Raw genomic sequence first — 20,931 nt, 5'->3', positions numbered from 1 at the left:
TCATGCCTTTCGGGGCATCAGTCCACGTGGGTGACGGCCTGATGCCGCGGATCGATGTGCCAGCGCAGGCCGAGGCGGGCATTGCGCTCCAGTTCGGCGATCACCTGGGCACCCAGCAGCAGGATGATGGCGCCCACCTCCAGGCTCAGCAGCACCACGATCAGGGTCGCCAGTGACCCGTAGACGGCGTTGACGAAGGAGAGGTTGGCGAAGTAGTAGACCAGCAGCAGGCGGACGCCTTCCCACAGCAGGGCGGCCACGAAGCCGCCCACCAGGGCGCGCCGCAGGGCGATGCGCACCACCGGCAGCACCTTGTAGATGGCGCTGAACAGCAGGAAGACCCCGACGAAGCTGGTCAGGTTGAGCAGCGGCTCGGAGAGTCCGGACAGCGGCAGCTCGCGCCCCGCCAGGGCGATCGAGAGGGCGTTGAGGCCGCTCAGCAGGCTGACCACCAGGGTCAGCGCCAGCAGGCCCGCGCCCAGCACCACCATGAAGGCGTAGGGCAGCAGTACCGATACCCACAGGCTGCGTCCCTGGTGCTGGGCATCCGGCGCATGGAAGATGATTGCCAGGGCATCCTCGAGCATGCGGAAGGCAAAGGAGCTGAACAGCAGCAGAACCGGGAAACCCAGCAGGCCGATCACCTCCCGCGACTCGAGCAGGGCGCGCACCGCCTCGAGCAGCACCTCGGCATGGGCCGGCGCCAGGTGACGGGCCTGAACCGAGAGCACCTCGAGCAGGCGCGTCTCATCGACCACGCCCGCCAGCAGGACCACCAGCAGCGCAAACAGCGGCACGATGGAGAGCAGGATGTTGTAGCCGACCCCGCCGGCGAGCAGGATCCCCCGGTTGCGCAGGAACGCGCAGATCACCCGCCACAGAAAGCGCGCCATGCGCGGCAGCAGGGTAAGGGCAAGGTGGCGCGCAGGGTAAGGAGATGTCATCGGCCTGGCCATCCATGGGCGTTCCTGCATCATACGCCCGTGCTGGCGCCGGGCGTCAACGCAGGCGGCAACTATCCGCGTGCTGCGCCATGGCTGCATGGCAACCCCCCGCCGGGACCCGCATAATACGGCGAACCGTCTGTCCGATGCCTCCCCACCTTACTTCCGATAAGAGACTCCATGGCCAAGTTCGAAACGATCGGTACCGCAAGCATTCCCGGCAAGGGCAGCGAGCTGCGGCTGTTGCAACGCAACGATGAGTTCTCCATCCGCATCGCCGGGACCCCCGGCGAGCTGATGAATACCCGCCTGCATGGCTCCGAGGATGCCCTCGCCGAGCTGGCCTGTCGGCGAATCGCCGACCGCCCACAGGCCCGGGTGCTGGTGGGTGGGCTGGGCATGGGCTTCACCCTGGCCGCGGCGCTCAAGGCCCTGGGGGCGGATGCCGAGGTGGTGGTCGCCGAGCTGGTGCCGGGCGTGGTGGAGTGGAACCGTGGCCCGCTGGGTACCGCTGCGGGCAACCCTCTGGCCGACCCTCGCACACGGGTCAGCGTGGGTGACGTGGGCGAGCTGCTGCGCCGAGAGCCCGGCGGCTTCGATGCGATCATGCTCGACGTGGACAACGGCCCCGAGGGGCTGACACGGCGCGAGAATGACTGGCTCTATTCGCCCGAGGGACTGGCCACTGCCCAGCAGGCACTGCGTCCCGACGGGGTGCTCGCCGTGTGGTCGGCGGGCCAGGATCCGGCCTTTACCGAGCGCCTGCGGCGGGTCGGCCTGCTGGTCGAGACGGTCACGGTGCGCGCCCAGCGTCCCGGCAAGGGGGCCAGGCACTGCATCTGGCTGGCCTACTGAGATGTCGGCAGCGGTAGCGGTGGGGCAGAGGCCCCAGAGCATGGTGGATCGGAACGCTTCGGCAGAGGAGCAGGAATGAGCAACAACGAAAGTGGCGAACGCCTCTCCAAGCGGCTGGCCCGCGAGCTGCCCTGTTCTCGCCGCGAGGCCGAGCTCTATATTGCCGGGGGCTGGGTGAGCGTCGACGGTCGGATAGTCGAGGAGCCCCAGTTCAAGGTCGTCGACCAGCGAATCGAGCTGATCCCTGGGGCCCGGCCGCTGGAGATTCCGCCGGCGACACTGCTGTTCAACTGCCCAGCCGATATCGGCGTCGCCGAGGGCGAGGACCTGGCCAGGCGCCTGATCCGCAAGGCCAACCACTGGACGGAGGATCCCGCCGGACAGCCGCCGCTCAAGGCACACTTCCGTGGACTGGTCACCCTGCTGCCGCTGGGCCCCGCCGAAGCGGGCCTGCTGGTATTCACCCAGGATCGTGGCGTGGTGCGACGCCTGGAGGAGAAGCGCTCGCGGCTGGAGGAGGAGTGGCTGGTGGAAGTGACCGGTACCCTTGACGAGCAGGGGCTTGCAGCACTGCGCGATGGTTCGGCGGTGCCGGGGCGCCGCCTGGCCCCGGGCAAGGTCAGCTGGCAGAGCGAGACCCGCCTGCGCTTCGCCATGAAGGGCATGGTGCCCGGCCAGCTCGAACCGATGTGCCGTGCCGTGGGGCTCACGGTGGTTGGCCTGCGCCGCCTGCGTGTCGGGGGCGTGTCACTGGGTTCGGTGCCGGCTGGAGAGTGGCGCTACCTGCGACGCGACGAGCGCTTCTGAGTCGCGAGGGGCGGTCCACCGCGTCCCTTTCCCCGCTGGGTATCGCTCTGTATGCTGAACTCGAGTGCCCCACTATTGCTCGGCCCCCGCCGACCGGTCCCGAATCCGGAACCGGCCCCCGGGCCGACTCAACGAGGATGCATCCATGTCGGAAACCCCGCAGACATCACCGTTCAAGGATAACCGCGTGCGCGGCCTCGCCGGCATCGCAGCCGTTGGCGTCGTCTGGGCGATCATCGCCCAGAGCAGTGCCGGTACCCACAAGGAGGCGCGCGAAGCCCTGGAGGCCGAGATGGCCGTGCTGGAGTCGCGTAATCAGACACTGGCCACCCAGCTGGAAGAGCACGACCAGGCCAGCCAGGAGATCGAGGCGCTCGAGTCGCAGATCGCCGAACTCGAGCAGCGCCGACAGACCCTGGAGGCCGACGTCGAGGCACGTGAGGCCGAGGCCAGCGAGCGCCTGGAGGCCATCCAGGCCGAGATCGGCTCTGCCGAGACGCGACTCGAGGAGCTGAAGGGGTCCCGGGAGGCCCTCGAGGCGAATATTGCCACGCTCGAAGAGGAGCAGTCGGGTCTCGAGGCAACCCTGGCGGAGCTGAAGGAGGAGCGCGACACCGTGGAGCAGGCGCTCAGCGATGCCGAGGAGGCGCGCGAATCCGCCGAGGCTGCCCGTCAGGAGGCCGAGGGCCAGCGCCAGAAGGCCGAAGAGGCCCGCCAGGCGGCGCTGGAGGAGCGCCAGGCCGCCGAGGAGGCGCGTCAGCAGGCAGAAGCGGACCTGGAGAACCTGCAGGGGGAGATCGATGCGGCGGGAGAGCGCCATGCGGCACTCCAGGAGGAGGTCGAGGCCAGCCAGGCCGAACGCGACCAGCTCGAGGAGCGCCTCGCGGCCCTGGGCGAGGAGCGCGATGCCCTGACTCAGGAACTCGAATCGCTGCGCGATGAGCGTGACCAGGCGCAGCAGGCAGTCCAGGAGGCACAGGGCCAGCTCGAGGACCTCAAGCTGGCCATCGGCATCGGCCGTGACGAGCAGGCCGCCGTGGAGAGCGAGGTCGAGCGTCGCGAGGCCCAGCTGCGTGGGCTGGAGTCGCAGCTGGCGACGTGGCGCAGCGAACTCGAGTCGCTCGAGGTTGGCAGCAGCCAGGATTCCAGCGGGGATTCTGAGTCGGCAGAGACCGAGACGAACCTCGGTGGTGATGCAGAGGCCGGCGAGGCGGCAGACAGCGAAGCCGAGCCGACGGCCGAAGAGGACGATGATCAGGGCTGAAAGCTTCGTGCCCTGACAGCATGACAGGACGGCGGGCCTCGGGGTCCGCCGTCTTGGTGTGGGAGGTTCGGTCGCCGTCAAGCAAGGCGTATACTGATTTCCAGTGTGCCGGTCTCGCGCCGGCGCGGTGATTCTACAAGCGAAGGAGCAGGACGTGATCGAAGGGGTCAAGCATATCGTCGCCGTGGCATCCGGCAAGGGCGGCGTCGGCAAGTCTACCGTCACCGTGAACCTGGCCCTGGCCATGGCTGCGGAAGGGTACCGGGTAGGCATCCTGGATGCCGACATCCACGGCCCCAGCCAGGCTCAGATGCTCGGTGTGGGGGAGGGCGTGCGTCCCGAGGCGGCCGGCGAGAATCGCATGCGCCCGCTCGAGGCCCATGGCATCCAGGCCATGTCCATGGCCTTCATGGTCGATATCCGCGAGCCCATGGTGTGGCGCGGACCGATGGTAGCCGGGGCCTTCCAGCAGCTGCTGACCCAGACCGTCTGGGATGACCTGGACTACCTGTTCATCGACATGCCGCCGGGCACCGGCGACATTCAGCTGACCCTGGCTCAGAAGGTGCCGGTAGATGGCGCGGTGATCGTCACCACGCCTCAGGACATTGCCCTGCTAGACGCCCGCAAGGGGATCGAGATGTTCCGCAAGGTCAACGTGCCGGTGCTCGGGGTGGTGGAGAACATGTCGCTGCATATCTGCTCGAACTGTGGTCATGCCGAGCCGATCTTCGGCGAGGGTGGCGGGGAGCGCATCGCCCAGGAGTATGAGACTCGGGTGCTGGGTCGCCTGCCGCTGACCCTCTCCATCCGCGAGCAGGTCGACGGTGGCCGGCCCACGGTGGTCGCCGACCCGGAGGGCGAGGTGACCGCCACCTTCCGCGACATGGCGCGCCAGGTTGCCGCGCAGGTGCAGGTCCAGGCCGACGAAGGCCCGAGCATCTCGTTCAGCGAGTGATTCTCAGTGTGTCCGCCGGCGTGACGCCCGGGCCCGGGGTCGCTATCATGGCGGCCCCGGGCCTAGGCCCCTGATTCCAACGCAGCAGGAAAAGGTTCCATGAGCATCAAGTCCGACAACTGGATTCGCCGCATGGCCGAGCAGGAGGGCATGATAGAGCCCTTCGAGGCCGATCAGGTTCGCTATGTGAACGAGCGTCGGGTGATCTCCTACGGGACCTCCAGCTACGGCTACGACGTGCGCTGTGCCGACGAGTTCAAGGTGTTCACCAACATCCACTCGGCGGTGGTGGACCCCAAGGCCTTCGATGACAAGAGCTTCGTCGACGTCAAGGGTGACGTCTGCGTGATTCCGCCCAACTCCTTTGCCCTGGCGCGTACCGTGGAGTACTTCCGCATCCCGCGCAGCGTGCTGACCATCTGCCTGGGCAAGTCCACCTATGCGCGCTGTGGCATCATCGTCAACGTGACGCCGCTGGAGCCGGAGTGGGAAGGGCACGTGACCCTGGAGTTCTCCAACACCACCAACCTGCCGGCCAAGATCTACGCCAACGAGGGCGTGGCCCAGATGCTGTTCCTGGAGTCCGACGAGGTGTGCGCGACCTCCTACAAGGACCGCGGTGGCAAGTACATGGGGCAGCGAGGCGTGACCCTGCCGCGCACCTGAGGGCCTTCGGCCAGGTTCAAGTGACAAGGTGCAAGTGACAAGAAAGCCCCGCCGGCGCTCAGCCTGCGGGGCTTTTCAGTGGCGCTGAACGCCTTGCTACTTGGCCGCTTATCCCTCGAGATCCTCGTCCAGCTCCTCGGCGGCGTCGGCGTGGGACATGCGCATTCCGTGCAGCGGCAGCGGGGTGCCGTCCAGGGTCGCGCCCTCGCCGGTGAACTGCAGGCGACCCTCCAGGCACCACTTCACGGCGATGGGGTAGATGAGGTGCTCGCGAGCATGCACCTTCTGCTTGAGGCTCTCCTCGGTCTCGTCCTCGGCGACCTCGACCACGGCCTGCATCAGGACCGGCCCTCCGTCGAGCTCCTCGGTGACGAAGTGCACGCTGCAGCCGTGCTCGGCGACACCGTCGGCCAGCGCCCGAGCGTGGGTGTTCAGGCCCTGGTAGTCGGGCAGCAGCGAGGGGTGAATATTGATCAGGCGACCCAGGAAGCGCTGCACAAAGCGCGGGGTGAGTATGCGCATGAAGCCGGCGAGTACCACCAGATCCGGCTCGTGGCGCTCGATCACCTTGATCAGGGCGCCGTCGTAGGCGTCGCGACTCTCGTACTCGCGGTGGGGCAGTACCACCGCGTCGATGCCCGCCTCCCTGGCGCGGGTTAGCCCGTAGGCGTCCGGCTCGTTGGAGACGACCGCGACGACCTCGCCGCCCAGGGCGTCGTGGCTCTGGGCGTCGATCAGCGCCTGCAGGTTGCTGCCGTTGCCGGAGATCAGCACCACCACCCGGCGGGCATCGGCAGCCTCGGGGGTGAAGTCCTGCAGGGTATCGCTCTCGTAGTGCTCGCTCATGCCGAAAGGTTCTCCAGGATCACCCGTTCGCCGCCATTCTCGCCGGCGACGATCTCGCCGATACGGTAGACCGCCTCACCCTGGGCCTGCAGGTGGGCGCGGGCCTGGTCGGCCTTCTCGGCCGGGACTACGATGACCATGCCGATGCCGCAATTCAGCACGCGGTACATCTCCTCCTCGGCGACGTTGCCCTGCTCACGCAGCCACTCGAAGACTGTTGGACGCTGCCAGGCGCTGATATCGACCCGGGCGGCGAGGCCCTCGGGCAGCACCCGGGGCAGGTTCTCGGTGAGACCACCGCCGGTGATATGTGAGAGGGCATGCACCGGCACGCCGCTCTCCCTGATCAGTGACAGCAGCGGCTTCACGTAGATGCGCGTCGGCGCCATCAGGGCGTCGCCCAGGGACTCGCCGTCGAGCTCGGTGTCCAGCGCGGCGCCGGAGACCTCGAGGATCTTGCGGATCAGAGAGTAGCCGTTGGAGTGGGGGCCGGAGGAGGCCATGCCCAGCAGTACGTCGCCCTCGGCCACCTTGTGGCCATCGAGTATCTCGGACTTCTCCACGACGCCGACGCAGAAGCCCGCCAGGTCGTAGTCGCTGCCCTCGTACATGCCGGGCATCTCGGCAGTCTCGCCGCCCACCAGGGCGCAGCCGGCCTTTTCGCAGCCGGCGCCGATGCCGTCGACCACGTCCGCGGCGATGTCCACATCGAGCTTGCCCGTGGCATAGTAGTCGAGGAAGAACAGCGGCTCGGCGCCGGCCACCACCAGGTCATTGACGCACATGGCCACCAGGTCGATACCGATGGTGTCGTGGCGACCCAAGTCCATGGCCAGGCGCAGCTTGGTGCCGACGCCATCGGTGCCCGAGACCAGCACCGGCTCTCGGTAGCCGGTGGGCAGTTCGCAGAGGGCGCCGAAGCCGCCCAGTCCGCCCATCACTTCCGGGCGAGTGGTACGCTTGGCGACCCCCTTGATGCGGTCGACCAGGGCATTGCCGGCGTCGATATCGACGCCGGCGTCCTTGTAGCTGAGCGAGGGGCGTGAGGAGGAGTCGGTCATCGGGAGTCCTGTCGGGTGGTCGGCGTGGCGGAGGCCGCCACGCGGTAGGCAAGTCTGGGGCGGAATTGTAGCATCACGGCGAACGGCTGGCAGCCCGTCGGCGGTCGCGGGACAAGGAGGTAGCAATGCGCAGACAGTGGTGGATCGCGGCCGGGGTGGCGGCACTGGCGCTGTGGTTCTTCATCAGCATCGAGCCGGTGCTGATGCCGTTCTTCGTCAGCATGGTGCTGGCCTATCTAGGTGACCCCCTGGCCGACCGCCTGGAGGCATTGGGCCTGTCGCGCCGACTCTCGGTGTCGCTGGTGTTCCTGCTGCTGACGCTGGTCATTGTGGTCTCGCTGCTGCTGGTGGTGCCGGTGTTGGGTCGCCAGCTCGCCCAGCTGGTGGAGTCGCTGCCGGCAGTGCTCGAGTGGGTACAGCAGACGGTGGTACCGAAGGTGCAGTCGTTGACCGGCATGGACCTTTCCACCGATATCGATGCCCTGCGCCAGACGGTGATGGACAACTGGAAGGAGACCGGCACCTTCGCCGCGACCCTGCTCTCCCAGGTGTCGCGCTCGGGCCTGGCTCTGGTCGGCTGGATCGGCAACCTGGCATTGATTCCGGTGGTCACCTTCTACCTGCTGCTCGACTGGGACATCATCGTCGCCAAGGTGCGCGACTGGCTGCCGCGGCGCTGGGAGGATACCGTGATCCGCCTGGCGGGCCAGTGCGACGAGGTGCTCTCGGCGTTCCTGCGCGGCCAGCTGATCGTGATGCTCTGCCTGGGGATCATCTACGCCATCGGCCTCACGCTGCTGGGGGTGCGCTTCGGCCTGCTGATCGGTTTGCTCTCGGGGCTGGCCAGCATCGTGCCCTACCTGGGCGTGATTGTCGGTATCAGCGTGGCCGGCCTGGTGGCCTTCTTCCAGGGGGGGGAGTGGTGGTTGCTGCTGGGGGTGGCGGGCGTGTTCGGCTTCGGTCAGGTGGTGGAGAGCGTGGTGCTGCAACCCAAACTGCTGGGCGACAAGATCGGCCTGCATCCGGTGGCGGTGATCTTCGCGGTACTGGCTGGTGGCAACCTGTTCGGCTTCACCGGGGTTCTGCTGGCGCTGCCGGCGGCGGCGGTGATCATGGTACTCTTGCGCGAGCTCAATACCCGCTACAAGAACAGTGCCTTGTATGACGAGACGCAACGAAGCCACGACGAGGAGTCGCCATGAGCCGTGCGCCCGCGCAGCTGCCACTGGGCGTCGGGCTGCGTGACGATGCCACCTTTGTCAACTTCCATCCTGGCCCTAACGCCACCCTGGTGGGGCGGCTGACTCACCAGCTCGAGCCCGAGGGCGAGCCCTTTCTCTATCTGTGGGGGGCGCCGGGAGTGGGGCGCAGCCACCTGCTTCAGGCCGCCTGCCATGCGGCCTCGGATCGCGACATGCGTGCCCTCTATCTGCCGCTGGAGGAACTCGGCCACTTCCCCCCGCTGATGCTCGAGGATATCGAGCGTCTGGATCTGGTGGCCATCGATGACCTGGATCGGGTGGTGGGACGACCGCGCTGGGAGGAGGCGCTTTTTCACGCCTTCAACCGCCTGCGCGATGCCGGCAAACGGCTGGTGGTAGCCGCCGAGGCGCCACCGCGCCAGCTACCCGTGAAGCTTCCCGACCTCGCCTCGCGCCTGACCTGGGGGGTGACCTTCCACGTTCAGGGCCTGGACGACAGCGGGCGCCTGGCCGCCCTGCAGCTGCGTGCCCGGGGGCGCGGCATGCAGCTCGGCGACGAGGTGGCGCGTTATATCCTGCACCGCGGGCCGCGGCGGCTCGACGAGCTGTTCCGCCTGCTGGAGCAGCTCGATCGTGCCTCGCTCTCCGCCCAGCGCAAGCTGACCATTCCCTTCGTCAAGCTGGCGCTGGGCTGGTAGCGATCACTGGCGGCTGCACAACCATTCAGTATCGAAGCGGAAGGCATTGAGGATGTCATCCTGGGTGAAGCCGTGGCCACTCAGGGTCTCTTCCCAGGCCCCGGTGTTGCGATAGTCGAGCAGCGCCTCGTTGAAGGCGTCGCGTAGCGACTCGGCGCCGGGGGAGAAGGCGAACCCGCCCCAACTGCGTACCAACTCCCCCTCCACTTCGGGGTCGACGAAGTTCTGGGCGACCTCCACCCGGGTATCCTGCTCGGCCAGTTGGCTGACCGTCAGGCCTGTACCGGCATAGGCATCGGCGCTACCGTCGAGAATCGTGTCGATGGCCTGGGCGTTGGTGTCGATCACGACCAGCCGATCCTCCGGTACGCCCATGGTGGCGAGGATGTCGACCTGGGTCGCTCCCGCGAGCACCGCGACACGGATGTCATCGCGTGCGACAAAATGGTCGTAGGCAGTGATCTCGTGGGGGTTGGCGGCCTGTACCAGCAGACCTTCGCCATAGGAGGTGTTGGGCTCCGAGAAGAGGACCCGGTTACAGCGCTCAGGGCGAATGGCCATCTCCGCCGCGGCCATGTCGAACTCTCCGTGCTCGAGCCCCGGGATCAGATCCTCGAAGTCGACGACCTGCCACTCGATCCGCTCGATGCCCAGCCGTTCGAGCAGCGGACGGGCTACATCGGGGCCAGCACCGCGTCCCTCGCCCTCGGCATCCAGATAGCCGTAGGGGACTTCGTCCGCTACCGCCACTCGTATATGGCCGCGTTCGCGTAGCTCCTCGAGGCTGGTGGCGGCGACGGCGCTGGGTAAGGTGAGCAAGCTGGCAAACAGGGCGATGCCCAGGCCGGCGGCGGTTGTGGGGGGTGTCCTCTCCATGTGGATCCTCCTGTGACAGCAAACGAGCCCCGTGGAGCGCACTAGCTGCTTCCAAGCCTAGGAGGCTGTCAGAGATAATGCTAACCGGGTCTGCGTCCGCGGCCTGCCGGTCCACTGCTTTGGGCGATCGCCATGCCGCGGCACACCGTCAGCGGCTGAGGTCGACCTCGAGCTGCTGGCTCTTGCTCAGGCTGACCTGTCGGATCACCACCCTGGGTTCGCCGGTCTGCGGGTCTGGGCCTGCACCCGAGACGTAGAACTCCCCTGCGGGCAGGTTGGAGACACGGAAGTAGCCGTTGCCGTCGGTGCGCGTGGTGTGGGTGTACTCCCGTGCCCTGGGGTCGGCGGGCTCCACGGCAACCCCTGCCAGCGCCTTCTCGGCCGCCTCGGCGGAGTAGCTGGTCACCGGCGCCACCGAGACGCCGGCATTGGGCACCGCACGTCCGCTCAGCGTCAGGCGCCCGCTGACTGCCGCACTGCCGTGTTTCTCGAGCTTGGCGTACTCGGCCTCGGGATAGGCGACCTCTCTCTTGGCGCGTGAGGCAGTGGTGTCGCGCTCCGCTTCACGAGCCTCCTGTTGGGCATCACGCTGGGTCTCACCCCGCTCGATGACCTCGATGCGCTCGGTGGGCGCGGGGGGAACGACTTCGCAGCCGGCGAGCACCAGTGCCGCGAAGACGAGGGGAAAGTAGCGCTTCATGATGACCTCCCTATCCGGTTCAATGTCTGCAGGCGCCCCGTGCCTCGGCCAAGGGTAGCGTAAAGCCAGGCCAAAGGGCATGCCGCTATCAACGAAAACCGCCGCCCTGCAAGGAGCGGCGGTTCGGGGGATCTCCCGGGGGAGCAGGGCGCCGGAGGCGCCCCGAGGTCAAGCTTACTGGGCGGCCTTGGTGGCGGTCGCCTGGGCTTGCTTGACGTTCTCCTCGGTCAGCTTCTGGCTCTGCTGGACGAAGTCCTGCTGCAGGGAGACGACCTTCTCGGCGTCGCCCTTTATGCGCTCGGCGAGGTCCTTGGCGACCTTCTGCTGACCTTCCATGTAGGAACGCAGGCCTTCGGCATCCTTGACGTTCATCAGGGTGCGCAGCTGGGCCAGGCCAGTGTCGGTGTAGGCCTTGGTAGCCTCGAGCTGGGCGTGGGCCAGCTTCTCGCTGTAGTCCACGGCCAAGTTGGCGTAGGCGCGGGCCGGAGCGAAGAACATGGACTCGACCTGCTTGGTGTCGAAAGCCTTTGTGTCGAAGTTGAAGGCGTTCATCATGGTGGAACCTCCTGATTTCACTGAGTGTAGGGGAGCGTCTTGTGCTCTGTTGCGATGCACAATAGCAGAGCGTCTTGTGCAGTGCAACATCGATATCGATCGGCATCTTTCCCAGGCTCGCTCGCGCTTGGTCTTGCCGAATGCCACTCGCGGCACCATGGTGTCGGTGAGAGATACACGGCCAACAAGAGGAGCCAGGCGATGAGTGCGACACGCAGCGAACGCGACAGCATGGGGGCGCTGGAGGTCCCGGCGGATGCCCTCTACGGGGCGCAGACCCAGCGCGCCGTCAACAACTTTCCGGTCTCGGGTCAGGCGATGCCGACGCCCTTCATTCACGCCATCGCTCGCATCAAGCTTGCCGCGGCGCGCGTCAATGCCGAGCTAGGGCTGCTCGACGACGAGCGCGCCGAGGCAATCGCCACCGCCGCCGAGGCGGTGATTCGTGGTGAGCATGATGACCACTTCCCGGTGGACGTTTTCCAGACCGGTTCCGGCACCTCCAGCAACATGAACGTCAACGAGGTGCTGGCGAACCTGGCCAGTCGGGACGGGCTGGAGGTGGGGCCCAATGATCACGTCAACATGGGGCAGTCCAGCAACGACGTGATTCCCACCGCCATCCATGTCGCCGCGGCGCTAGAGGTGACGAATCGCCTGCGCCCGGCCCTGGTGCACCTGCGCGAGACCATCGACAGCCGCGCCGCCGAACTCGACGGCGTGGTCAAGACCGGTCGCACCCATCTGATGGACGCCATGCCGCTGCGCATGAGTCAGGAACTGGGTGGCTGGTCGAGTCAGCTGGGACAGGCCATCGAGCGCCTGGATAGTGCTCTGGTCAGGCTCTGCCGCCTGGCCCAGGGGGGCACGGCGGTGGGTACCGGCATCAATGCCCACCCCGAGTTCGCCGAGCGCATGGCCGCCCGGCTCTCCGAGCAGAGCGGGCTCGCCTTCACTCCCAACGACAGCTTCTTTGCCAGCCTCGCCTCCCAGGATGCGGCGGTGGAGCTCTCAGGACAGCTGCGTGGCCTGGCGTGCGTGATCATGAAGATCGCCAACGACCTGCGCTGGATGAACTCTGGCCCCCTGGCCGGGCTCGGCGAGATCGAGCTGGAGGCCCTGCAACCGGGCAGCTCGATCATGCCGGGCAAGGTCAACCCGGTGATCCCCGAGTCGGCGGCCCAGGCCGCTGCCCAGGTGATCGGGCTCGATACGGCGGTCACGGTGGCCGGGCAGAGTGGCAACTTCCAGCTCAATGTCATGCTGCCGCTGATCGCCCACAATCTGCTGACCTCGATCACCCTGATGAGCAATACCGCCTGGCTGCTCAGCAACCGCGCCATCGCCACCTTCCGGGTGCGTGAGGAGAATCTCGCCGAGCCGTTGTCACGCAACCCCATCCTGGTGACGGCGCTGAACTCGGTGATTGGCTACAACGCCGCGGCGGCCATCGCCAAGCAGGCCTACCAGGCCGGCCGGCCGATCATCGAGGTGGCCGAGGAGCAGACCGAGCTCTCCCGTCAGGAGCTGGAGCGCCTGCTTGACCCGGCGGCGCTGACGCGGGGCGGAATACCGGAATAGCGCTCACTCCTGCTGCTCGCGCTCCTTGCCCTCGTGGACCGTGTTGTGGGCCTCGCGGTGCTCTTCGGCGTCCGCCTCTGGGGTGTCATGCTCGTCGGCTCGGGCGGGCCGGAAGCAGAGTGTGGTCAGGATCGGGAAGTGGTCGGAACCGATGTGTGGCAGGCTTCGCATGGCCTTGAGGGTGAAATGCTCGCTTGTGAAGACATGGTCCAGTGGCCAGCGCAGCAGCGGGTAACTGGCGTGGAAGGTGCTGAACATGCCACGTCCGCGACGCGGGTCGAGCATGCCACTGACACGGCAGAACAGTCGCGTGGTTCGCGACCAGGCCACGTCGTTGAGGTCGCCAGCCACCAGCGTCGGCACCGGGTCCTCGTGGATCGCCTTGCCCACCAGCAGCAGCTCGGCATCGCGCCACAGTGACTCTTCGCTCTCGCCGGGGGCCGGCGGGCGTGGGTGCAGGGCGTGGAGGCGGACCTCGTCGCCGCAAGGCAGGCGAACGCCGGTATGGATCGAGGGAATATCATCCTGGATCAGCCACTCCACCCGAGGCGATATCAGGGGCAGGCGCGAGTAGAGGTGCATGCCGTAGAGGTTGTCCAGCGGAATCCGCACCGCTTCGGGCCACTCCTGGTTCAGGGCGGCATCGAGCTGCTCCTGCCACCAGTCATCCGACTCCAGGGTGAGCACCAGATCGGGGCGGTGTTCGCGGATCTGCGTGATCAGCGCTCGGGCGTTACGGTTGGGGGTGAGGACATTGGCGACAAGCAGTGTCAGGCAGCGCTCATCGAGGCCGGGTCGGGCGGCTTTCACCTGCACCGGCCATAGCGGGGTCCAGGGGAGTATATAGGCGAGCTGGATCGCGATGACCAGCAGGCAGGCCCCCGAGCCGATCCACGACCAGGGGGCTTCGGCTAATACGCAGAGGGGCAGCAGCAGCAGGGCAGCGGTGGCCAGCTGTACTCGAGGGAATTCGGCAACACGAATCCACCACCAGGTAACGCGCAGCCTGGCGACGAGGGTGATGCCGAGCAGCAGCAAGGCAAGCAGGGCAGACGCAATGGAGACCACTAGGCATTTTTCCTTGCGGACGATGGTGCCAGCATACCCCGCTTCGACTCACCTGGCTCGCTCGGGGCGTCATCACCTACAGCGCACGGCGGCGCAGCAGGCCGGTGATCGCCTCGCCGATCAGCACTAGCACGATGATGGCGATCAGGATGGTGGCTACCGTCTGCCAGGCAAAGGTGTCGATGGAGCCCTGCAGGATCACGCCAATACCGCCGGCCCCGACCAGCCCCAGCACCGTTGACTCGCGGATGTTGATGTCCCAGCGCAGGATGACGATGGCGAAGAAGGCCGGCATCACCTGGGGCACGACGGCATAGGCGATGACCTTCGCCTTGGAGGCGCCGGTCGCTTCCATGGCCTCCACCGGGCGACGGTCGATCTCCTCAATGGCCTCGCCCATCAACTTGCCGATGAAGCCCACCGAACGGAACATGATGGCCAGTATCCCGGCCAGCACGCCTGGGCCGAAGATCGCTACGAACAGCAGCGCCCAGATGATGGTGTTCACCGAGCGGCTCGATACCAGGATGAAGCGTCCCAGCCACAGACAGGCGCGGTTAGGCGTGGTGTTCTGGGCGGCGATGTAGGAGACCGGCAGGGCGATGAAGATGGTCAGCATGGTGGCCAGGGTGGCGATATGCACGGTCTCGATCATGGCACTGACGATCTCGCCGAGGCGGCTCGGGTCCGGCGGCCACATGCGGGCGCCCAGGCTCGAGATCTGATTGGGGGCATCCCATACCCAGGGCCAGAAGATGTCGATGTCGCGCACAGCCCAGACGACCAGCATCAGCGTCAACAGCATCACGCCGTAACGGATGAGCTGCTCCCGGGGATTGTGGCGTCGCCAGATGCGATCGGCCAGCAGGTCGGCGTCCTCTACCATATCTTCTTCCTTACCCAGCCGCTCACGCCCTCGCTGACCAGGATCACCGCAATGATCACCAGCAGGATGGCGAATGCGAAGTCATAGTCGTATCGCCCGAACGCGTTCATCAGGGTGCTGCCGATCCCTCCTGCGCCGACGATCCCCACCACCGCGGAGGCGCGCAGGTTGCTGTCGAGCTGGTACATGGAGAGCCCCACTTGGCGCGGCAGGATCTGGGGAAAGACCGCATAGTGGAGGGTGGCCAGATAGCCGGCGCCCGTGGCACGCATGGCCTCGACCTGGCCCCAGTCGATCTCCTCTATCTCCTCGGCGAGCAGCTTGCCGACGAAGCCGATGGAGTAGAGCGTCAGCGTCAGGATGCCCGCCAAGGGACCAAAGCCGACGGCAGCGACGAACAGAATGGCGACGATCACTGGATGGAAGCTGCGCGAGATGATGATCACCGCGCGTCCCAGCAGGTAAATGGGCAGCGGTGCGATGTTGCGCGCAGCCATCACCGCGAACGGAATCGACAGCAGGACCCCGAGCAGGGTGGAGAGGACGGCGATCTGCAGGCTCTCCGTGAAGCCGGTCAGCAGCAGGTCGAAGCGCGAGAAGCTCGGCGGGAAGCCGCCGCCGAAGATCCGCGCGGCGCGTGGCAGCCCTTCGCTGATGCGCTCCCAGTTGAAGGGCAGGGTGCCAAGAGCCCAGACGAGATAGACAGCCACCACTGCCAGCACGCCATAGCGCAGGATGGGGTTGGCGATGAAGGGGGGCTTGCGCCAGGTTCGGGGTGTCGTTCCCCCGCTGGCTTCAGGGCGAGTCATGGCGAATCTCCCGTTCACGCTTTCCGGGGTCGGCCTGAGGGGTGATGGTCTCGTCCTCCGGCGACTCGATGCCGCCGTAGATGGCGTCCAGGGCCGCCTTGTCGAAGTCGACGGGGGCACCATCGAAGATCATGGTGCCGTGGCGCAGCCCAACGATGCGGTCGGTGTAGCTCCTGGCCTGGGCCACGTTGTGGATGTTGATCAGCACCGGCAGGGCCAGCTCGCTGGCCAGGCTCTGCAGCAGTACCATGATCTGCTCGGAGGTGCGCGGGTCCAGCGATGCCGTGGGTTCGTCGGCCAGCAGTACCTCCGGTTCCTGCATCAGGGCGCGCACCACGCCGACCCGCTGGCGTTCGCCACCGGAGAGCTCGTCGGCGCGCTTGTTGGCGTAGTGGGCGATGCCTACCCGCTCCATCAGGGTAAAGGCTCGCTCGATATCCTCCTGGGGATAGCGGCGACTCACCGCCTGGAACAGGCTGACATAGCCAAGCCGGCCGGCCAGCACGTTCTCCATAACGGTGAGGCGATCGATGAGGTTGAAGCCTTGGAACACCATGCCGATCTTGCGCCGGGCGCGGCGAAGCTCTCGGTTGTGCAGGTTGACCAGTTCGGTACCGTTGAGCTTGATCGAGCCCGAGGTGGGCTCCACCAGGCGGTTGATACAGCGCAGCATGGTGCTCTTGCCGGCGCCCGAGGCACCGACGATAGCCACCACGCTGTTGCCGTCGACAGCCAGGTCGAGCCCCTTGAGCACGGGCTCATCCTGACCGTAGCGCTTGACCAGGTTGGAGATCTCTAGCATCGCGGCTTCTCGTTGGACGCGGCGTCGCGACGCCCATACCGGCCACGAGGGCGGCATGGGCGGTCGAGCGGGCGTGGTTACTGAAGGTTGTCGGGAGTGTACTCGACGCCGTTGGCGCTCTGGATGGTGCGGATGACCTTCCAGTGCTCCGCGTAGTTGATGGGGATGAACTTCTCGACGCCCTCGAACTCCTCGCCCAGCTCGGTGCCTTCGAACTCGAAGCTGAAGAAGGCATCCTCGATCTTTTCGACCAGCTCCGGGTGGAGGTTGTGGGCATAGTTGTAAGAGGTGGTCGGGAAGCTGTCGGACTCGTAGAGGAGACGGACGTCGTCGGGGTCGTAGAGGCCGCGCGCCGCCATGCGCTCCACCACTTCGGAGGCTACCGGGGCAGCGTCGTAATCCCGGGCGACCACGCCGAGCATGGACTGGTCATGGCTGCCGGAATAGACCACCTCGTAATCCTCATCCGGCACGATACCGAGCTCGGGGAAGAGGGCGCGCGGTGCCTGGTTGCCGGAGTTGGAGGTGGGCGAGGTGTGGGCGACCCGCTTGCCCTTTAGGTCCGTCACCTCCTCGATGCCGGAGTCGACGTGGGTATAGAGCTGCAGGGTGTATCCGAAGCGGCCGTCGTCCGATCCCATCAAGGCGAAGGGCACGGCCCCGGCCAGGTTGACGGCGAAGGGTGTCGGGCCGGTGGAGAAACCGGCGATATGTAGGCGGCCGCTGCGCATCGCCTCGACCTGGGCCGAATTGGACTGTACGGCGAAGAAACGCACGTCTCGTTCGGTCACCTCTTCGAGGTGGTCGATGAAGGGCTGCCAGATGTCGGAGTAGATGGCCGGGTCTTCCACCGGGGTATAGGCGAAGATCAGGGTGTCGGGGTCGGCCCACTCGGCTTCATCCGCCGGGCGGTCGGCCACCATATCGCCGTTCTCGTCGCAGTAGATGGCGTCCAGGGCGCCGCGTTCACACTCCTGTGCCTGGGCCGTACCGATCATCAGCAGGGCCAGGGGCAGCAGGGCGAAGAGGGTGTGGGGACTGGGCATGGCGTACCTCGCGTTTGTTGTTGTCCTTGGGTATGTTCGGTTATCGACACGCAACGTGCATCGATGATTATTTCCGAATCGCCTCATCAATTTAGGGTTGGTGACAATATCATGTCAAACGGCTTCTCCCTCGCCTCTCAGTCCCTGAAAAACCACTACCTGCTGATGCGTCACGGGCACAGCGAGGCCAACCTAGCGGGCAGGATCGTCAGTACGCCAGCGCGCGGGGTAGGAGGCTGCGGCCTCTCGGCGCGGGGGCGCGACCAGTTGGTCGAGGTGCTGGCAGGGTGGCGCTGGGCGAGGCCGCAGCGCGTGGTGCACTCGGACTTCCTGCGCACCACCGAGACTGCCGAGCGTATCGCTCGCCACTTCGGGCTGGGGCTCGAGGCCGACACGCGCCTGCGGGAACGCCACTTCGGCGACCTGGAGGGGGAGAGGGATGCGCGCTATGCCGAGGTCTGGGCACGGGATTCCCGCGACTCCGCCCACCGCTACGCCGGCGTCGAGTCGGTGGTCGAGGTGGCCGCGCGGATGATGGCGGTGATCGAGGAACTGGAGCGAGCCCATGCCGGCGAGACCCTGCTGCTGGTCAGTCACGGCGACCCGCTGCAGATCCTGCTCACCGCCCTGGAGGGCCGCGACCTGGCCCGGCACCGTGAGCGGGAGCCGCTGGCGCCGGCGAGCATCACGCCACTGAGGAGGCCCTGAGGCCGGTCCGCTCGGCGAGGTAGTCGGCCAAGCGCCGCCGCTCGGCGGCGGTGACGCGTACGTCGAGCTTGGTGCGCCGCCACAGGATGTCCTCGGGAGTGCGCGCCCACTCCCGCGCCACCAGGTAGTCGACCTCGGCGGCGGTGAGGCCGGCGCCCAAGGCCTCGCCAAGGTCCTCCTCCCGGCGCGCGCCTTCGAGGAACTCACGGCACAGGCTGCCGTAGGTGCGCGCGAAGCGCGCCGTCCGTTCCTCGCCCAGCCAAGGGTAGGCGTCCAGCAGTTCGGCGCTCAGGGCGGCCTGGCTCTCGATGTCGCCCCCCGGCAACGGAGTGTGTTCGGTCCAGGCCTGACCCCTGGCGGGGAGGTGTGGAGCGAGACGTGTCAGCGTCGCCTCGGCGAGCTTGCGGTAGGTGGTGATCTTGCCGCCATATACCGAGAGCAGCGGCGCCCCCGAGGTGTCGAGGTCGAGGGTATAGTCCCGCGTCATGGCCGAGGGGTCGGCCGATTCGTCATCGCACAGCGGACGCACGCCGGAGAAGGTGCGGATCACGGCGTCCCGGGAGAGCTGGGTGCGGAAGTGAGCATTGACCACCGACAGCAGGTAGTCGATCTCCTCCGCAGTTGCCTCGACGCGTGACGGGTCGCCCTGATAGCGCCGGTCGGTGGTGCCGATCAGGCTGAAGTCTTCCTCGTAGGGCAGCACGAAGACGATGCGCCGGTCGGTGTTCTGCAGGATATAGGCGCGCTCGTCATGGTTCAGGCGGGGCACGATCAGGTGGCTGCCCTGGATCATGCGCACGGCATAGCGCGAGGGTCGCCGTAACTGCTCACGCACCACGCCCTCGACCCAAGGGCCCGCGGCGTTGACCAGGGTGCATGCCCGGCGTGTGAAGCGTTTGCCGTCACCTTGCCGCTCCAGGGTGAGCTCCCACAGGCCCGCCACCTCCCGGGCGGCGACGCAGCGGGTGCCGACCAGAATCTCGGCACCGGCGTCGTGGGCCTGGCGTGCATTGAGCACCACCAGGCGGGCGTCGTCGACCCAGCAGTCCGAGTATTCGAAGCCTCGGTGGATGTCGTCCAGCAGCGGGGAGCCGGCATCGAAGCGCAGTCCCCGGGAGGCCGGGAGGGCCCGCCGGCCGCCTAGGTGGTCGTAGAGGAAGAGTCCGGTGCGCAGCATCCAGGCCGGACGCAGGTGGGGGCGGTAGGGGAGGATGAAGCGCAGCGGCCAGATGATGTGCGGGGCCTTGGCAAGCAGCACCTCGCGCTCTCGCAGCGCCTCGCGCACCAGTCGGAATTCGTGGTGTTCCAGGTAGCGCAGGCCGCCGTGGATCAGCTTGCTGCTGGCCGAGGAGGTGGCGCCGGCGAGGTCTCCCTGTTCGCACAGGCCCACTGAAAGGCCGCGCCCTGCGGCATCATTGGCAATTCCGGTACCATTTATGCCGCCGCCAATCACGAAGAGGTCGAGTACCTCGTCCGACTTGTCGCTCATGGAATCTCCCGTCCGGAACTAGCTGGACCTCGATGTTATGTTTGAATTCGAAAATATGTGAAATCAAAACGAACATCAAGGAGCGTCGGTGGTTCGTCTGGCGTGCTCCCGAGGGCGCTTGGAGGTAATGAAGAGGAGTCGCGCGGCTTCACGCGATGTGCAAGGTCACATCGTGCTGCTTGAGCAGGCGCAGGATGGCCTCGGGTGGGGCGCAGTCGGTAAACAGGGCGTCAAGCTGGGCCAGGTTGCCTTGGCGGACCGCCGGGTTGCGCTGAAACTTGGAGTGGTCGGTGGCCAGGAAGATCTTGCGGGAATTGCGGATGATAGCCTGGGCGACTCGCACTTCCTGATAATCAAACTCCAGCAGGGAGCCATCCTCGTCGATACCGCTGATGCCGATGATCCCGTAGTCGACCTTGAACTGGTTGATGAAGTCGATGGTCGCCTCGCCGATGATCCCGCCGTCCCGGGAGCGGACCTGGCCGCCGGCGATGATCACGTTGAAGTCTTCCTTGTGCTGGAGAATCGCCGCTACATTGAGGTTGTTGGTGATCACTTCCAGCCCCTGGTGGTCGAGCAGTGCTTTGGCAATCACCTCGTTACTGGTCCCGATATTGATGAACAGTGACGAGTGGTCGGGGATGTGCCGGGCGAGGAGGGCAGCGATGCGCTGCTTGGCCTCGAGGTTGAGGGTCTTGCGGGTCGAGTAGGCGGTGTTGACGGTGCTCGACTCCAGGCCCGCGCCGCCATGGACCCGGCGGATACGCCCCTCGGCGGAGAGGGTGTTGAGGTCGCGGCGAATGGTCTGTGGGGTGACCGTGAAATGCTCTGTGAGCTGCTCGATGCTGGCGTAGCCCTGGCGGCGCACCAGTTCGATGATGGCGTCCTGGCGTTGCTGCTGGTTCATGGGATCTCCTAGGTTCGCCGGATTCTACGACATCGTCACGGTCGCTGCAGGGACTGCTGCGCACCTGAGTCTTCATCCAAAGTCTCAGTGTCTCAGGTGTCTGGGGGTTTGAGCAGTGCGATTGGCTGGAGTAGTCTGGATGATCATAAACGAACATTAGCGTTTGGCTGCGAAACTTGCATGCCGCTAGAGCCACAACAGGA

22 protein-coding genes are annotated in these 20,931 nt (G+C 66.4%); 9 read left to right on the top strand and 13 right to left on the bottom strand.

What is annotated here, in order from left to right:
* Positions 1-17: 17 nt before the first annotated feature.
* A complete protein-coding gene (locus ACJ7IV_RS09995; protein ID WP_232910918.1) occupies positions 18-944 on the bottom strand; it encodes a YihY/virulence factor BrkB family protein in 927 nt (308 codons plus the stop codon).
* 180 nt (positions 945-1,124) lie between these two features.
* Here ACJ7IV_RS09995 and ACJ7IV_RS09990 point away from each other — a divergent pair, with 180 nt between their 5' ends.
* From ACJ7IV_RS09990 to dcd, 5 genes are all read left to right on the top strand, one after another.
* The gene (locus ACJ7IV_RS09990; RefSeq protein ID WP_483864257.1) at positions 1,125-1,799 is read left to right on the top strand and encodes a spermine/spermidine synthase domain-containing protein; all 675 of its coding nucleotides are present in this window, start codon (positions 1,125-1,127) and stop codon (positions 1,797-1,799) included.
* Between the two features lie 75 nt (positions 1,800-1,874).
* Positions 1,875-2,606, top strand: coding sequence for an RNA pseudouridine synthase (locus tag ACJ7IV_RS09985; RefSeq protein ID WP_282040479.1), 732 nt, complete (start codon positions 1,875-1,877; stop codon positions 2,604-2,606).
* A 145-nt stretch (positions 2,607-2,751) separates the two neighbouring features.
* Entirely contained in the window at positions 2,752-3,870 is a 1,119-nt protein-coding gene (locus ACJ7IV_RS09980; RefSeq protein ID WP_483864256.1) for a coiled-coil domain-containing protein, read from the top strand.
* A 157-nt stretch (positions 3,871-4,027) separates the two neighbouring features.
* Positions 4,028-4,828 (top strand): iron-sulfur cluster carrier protein ApbC, encoded by an 801-nt coding sequence (gene apbC, locus ACJ7IV_RS09975; protein ID WP_483866573.1) that lies wholly within the window; start codon positions 4,028-4,030, stop codon positions 4,826-4,828.
* 99 nt (positions 4,829-4,927) lie between these two features.
* Positions 4,928-5,494 carry a dCTP deaminase gene (gene dcd / locus ACJ7IV_RS09970; RefSeq protein ID WP_132042428.1) on the top strand — a complete coding sequence of 189 codons (567 nt, stop codon included), beginning with the start codon at positions 4,928-4,930 and terminating at the stop codon, positions 5,492-5,494.
* 108 nt (positions 5,495-5,602) lie between these two features.
* On the opposite strand, the gene purN is transcribed toward dcd, so the two are convergent.
* Together purN and purM are read right to left on the bottom strand one after the other, a co-directional pair.
* The gene (gene purN, locus ACJ7IV_RS09965; RefSeq protein ID WP_483864255.1) at positions 5,603-6,340 is read right to left on the bottom strand and encodes a phosphoribosylglycinamide formyltransferase; all 738 of its coding nucleotides are present in this window, start codon (positions 6,338-6,340) and stop codon (positions 5,603-5,605) included.
* Positions 6,337-7,401, bottom strand: a complete 1,065-nt coding sequence (gene purM, locus ACJ7IV_RS09960; RefSeq protein ID WP_483864254.1) for a phosphoribosylformylglycinamidine cyclo-ligase — start codon at positions 7,399-7,401, stop codon at positions 6,337-6,339. The genes purN and purM overlap by 4 nt, the downstream gene beginning before the upstream one ends.
* A 125-nt stretch (positions 7,402-7,526) precedes the next feature.
* Between purM and ACJ7IV_RS09955 the strand changes: the two genes are divergently transcribed.
* Together ACJ7IV_RS09955 and hda are read left to right on the top strand one after the other, a co-directional pair.
* Positions 7,527-8,603, top strand: coding sequence for an AI-2E family transporter (locus ACJ7IV_RS09955; protein ID WP_483864253.1), 1,077 nt, complete (start codon positions 7,527-7,529; stop codon positions 8,601-8,603).
* A complete protein-coding gene (gene hda, locus ACJ7IV_RS09950) occupies positions 8,600-9,301 on the top strand; it encodes a DnaA regulatory inactivator Hda (protein ID WP_161432338.1) in 702 nt (233 codons plus the stop codon). The genes ACJ7IV_RS09955 and hda overlap by 4 nt, the downstream gene beginning before the upstream one ends.
* 3 nt (positions 9,302-9,304) lie before the next feature.
* Here hda and ehuB read toward each other — a convergent pair whose 3' ends face one another.
* The 3 genes from ehuB to ACJ7IV_RS09935 form a co-directional block, all read right to left on the bottom strand.
* Complete coding sequence (gene ehuB, locus ACJ7IV_RS09945) at positions 9,305-10,177, bottom strand: ectoine/hydroxyectoine ABC transporter substrate-binding protein EhuB (RefSeq protein ID WP_161432337.1); 873 nt, start codon at positions 10,175-10,177, stop codon at positions 9,305-9,307.
* 148 nt (positions 10,178-10,325) lie between these two features.
* Positions 10,326-10,877: a carboxypeptidase-like regulatory domain-containing protein gene (locus ACJ7IV_RS09940; RefSeq protein WP_483864252.1), complete on the bottom strand. Its 552-nt coding sequence runs from the start codon at positions 10,875-10,877 to the stop codon at positions 10,326-10,328.
* A 174-nt stretch (positions 10,878-11,051) separates the two neighbouring features.
* The gene (locus ACJ7IV_RS09935; protein ID WP_483866572.1) at positions 11,052-11,429 is read right to left on the bottom strand and encodes a phasin family protein; all 378 of its coding nucleotides are present in this window, start codon (positions 11,427-11,429) and stop codon (positions 11,052-11,054) included.
* A gap of 204 nt (positions 11,430-11,633) precedes the next feature.
* On the opposite strand from ACJ7IV_RS09935, the gene ACJ7IV_RS09930 reads away from it, so the two are divergent.
* Positions 11,634-13,013 carry a class II fumarate hydratase gene (locus tag ACJ7IV_RS09930; protein WP_483864251.1) on the top strand — a complete coding sequence of 460 codons (1,380 nt, stop codon included), beginning with the start codon at positions 11,634-11,636 and terminating at the stop codon, positions 13,011-13,013.
* Between the two features lie 3 nt (positions 13,014-13,016).
* Here the strand turns inward: ACJ7IV_RS09930 and ACJ7IV_RS09925 are convergent, their stop codons facing one another.
* From ACJ7IV_RS09925 to phnD, 5 genes are all read right to left on the bottom strand, one after another.
* Positions 13,017-14,081, bottom strand: coding sequence for an endonuclease/exonuclease/phosphatase family protein (locus ACJ7IV_RS09925; RefSeq protein ID WP_483864250.1), 1,065 nt, complete (start codon positions 14,079-14,081; stop codon positions 13,017-13,019).
* A gap of 76 nt (positions 14,082-14,157) precedes the next feature.
* On the bottom strand, positions 14,158-14,967 hold the full coding sequence (gene phnE, locus ACJ7IV_RS09920) for a phosphonate ABC transporter, permease protein PhnE (protein WP_232910908.1): 810 nt from the start codon (positions 14,965-14,967) through the stop codon (positions 14,158-14,160).
* Positions 14,961-15,776, bottom strand: a complete 816-nt coding sequence (phnE, locus tag ACJ7IV_RS09915; protein WP_483864249.1) for a phosphonate ABC transporter, permease protein PhnE — start codon at positions 15,774-15,776, stop codon at positions 14,961-14,963. Before phnE (ACJ7IV_RS09915) ends, phnE (ACJ7IV_RS09920) begins: the two co-directional genes overlap by 7 nt.
* A complete protein-coding gene (gene phnC, locus ACJ7IV_RS09910; RefSeq protein WP_483864248.1) occupies positions 15,763-16,578 on the bottom strand; it encodes a phosphonate ABC transporter ATP-binding protein in 816 nt (271 codons plus the stop codon). Before phnC ends, phnE (ACJ7IV_RS09915) begins: the two co-directional genes overlap by 14 nt.
* Before the next feature lie 77 nt (positions 16,579-16,655).
* On the bottom strand, positions 16,656-17,624 hold the full coding sequence (gene phnD, locus ACJ7IV_RS09905) for a phosphate/phosphite/phosphonate ABC transporter substrate-binding protein (RefSeq protein ID WP_483864247.1): 969 nt from the start codon (positions 17,622-17,624) through the stop codon (positions 16,656-16,658).
* A gap of 111 nt (positions 17,625-17,735) precedes the next feature.
* Between phnD and ACJ7IV_RS09900 the strand changes: the two genes are divergently transcribed.
* Positions 17,736-18,332, top strand: a complete 597-nt coding sequence (locus ACJ7IV_RS09900) for a histidine phosphatase family protein (protein ID WP_483864246.1) — start codon at positions 17,736-17,738, stop codon at positions 18,330-18,332.
* On the opposite strand, the gene glpD is transcribed toward ACJ7IV_RS09900, so the two are convergent.
* A complete protein-coding gene (glpD, locus tag ACJ7IV_RS09895; RefSeq protein WP_483864245.1) occupies positions 18,310-19,821 on the bottom strand; it encodes a glycerol-3-phosphate dehydrogenase in 1,512 nt (503 codons plus the stop codon). The two genes, ACJ7IV_RS09900 and glpD, sit on opposite strands and share 23 nt — an antisense overlap.
* Positions 19,822-19,969: 148 nt before the next feature.
* Positions 19,970-20,728: a DeoR/GlpR family transcriptional regulator gene (locus ACJ7IV_RS09890; RefSeq protein WP_483864244.1), complete on the bottom strand. Its 759-nt coding sequence runs from the start codon at positions 20,726-20,728 to the stop codon at positions 19,970-19,972.
* Between the last annotated feature and the right edge of the window lie 203 nt (positions 20,729-20,931).

The sequence above is a fragment of the Halomonas sp. C10-5 genome (assembly GCF_057169305.1).
This window is presented reverse-complemented; position numbering and strand designations above follow the sequence as displayed.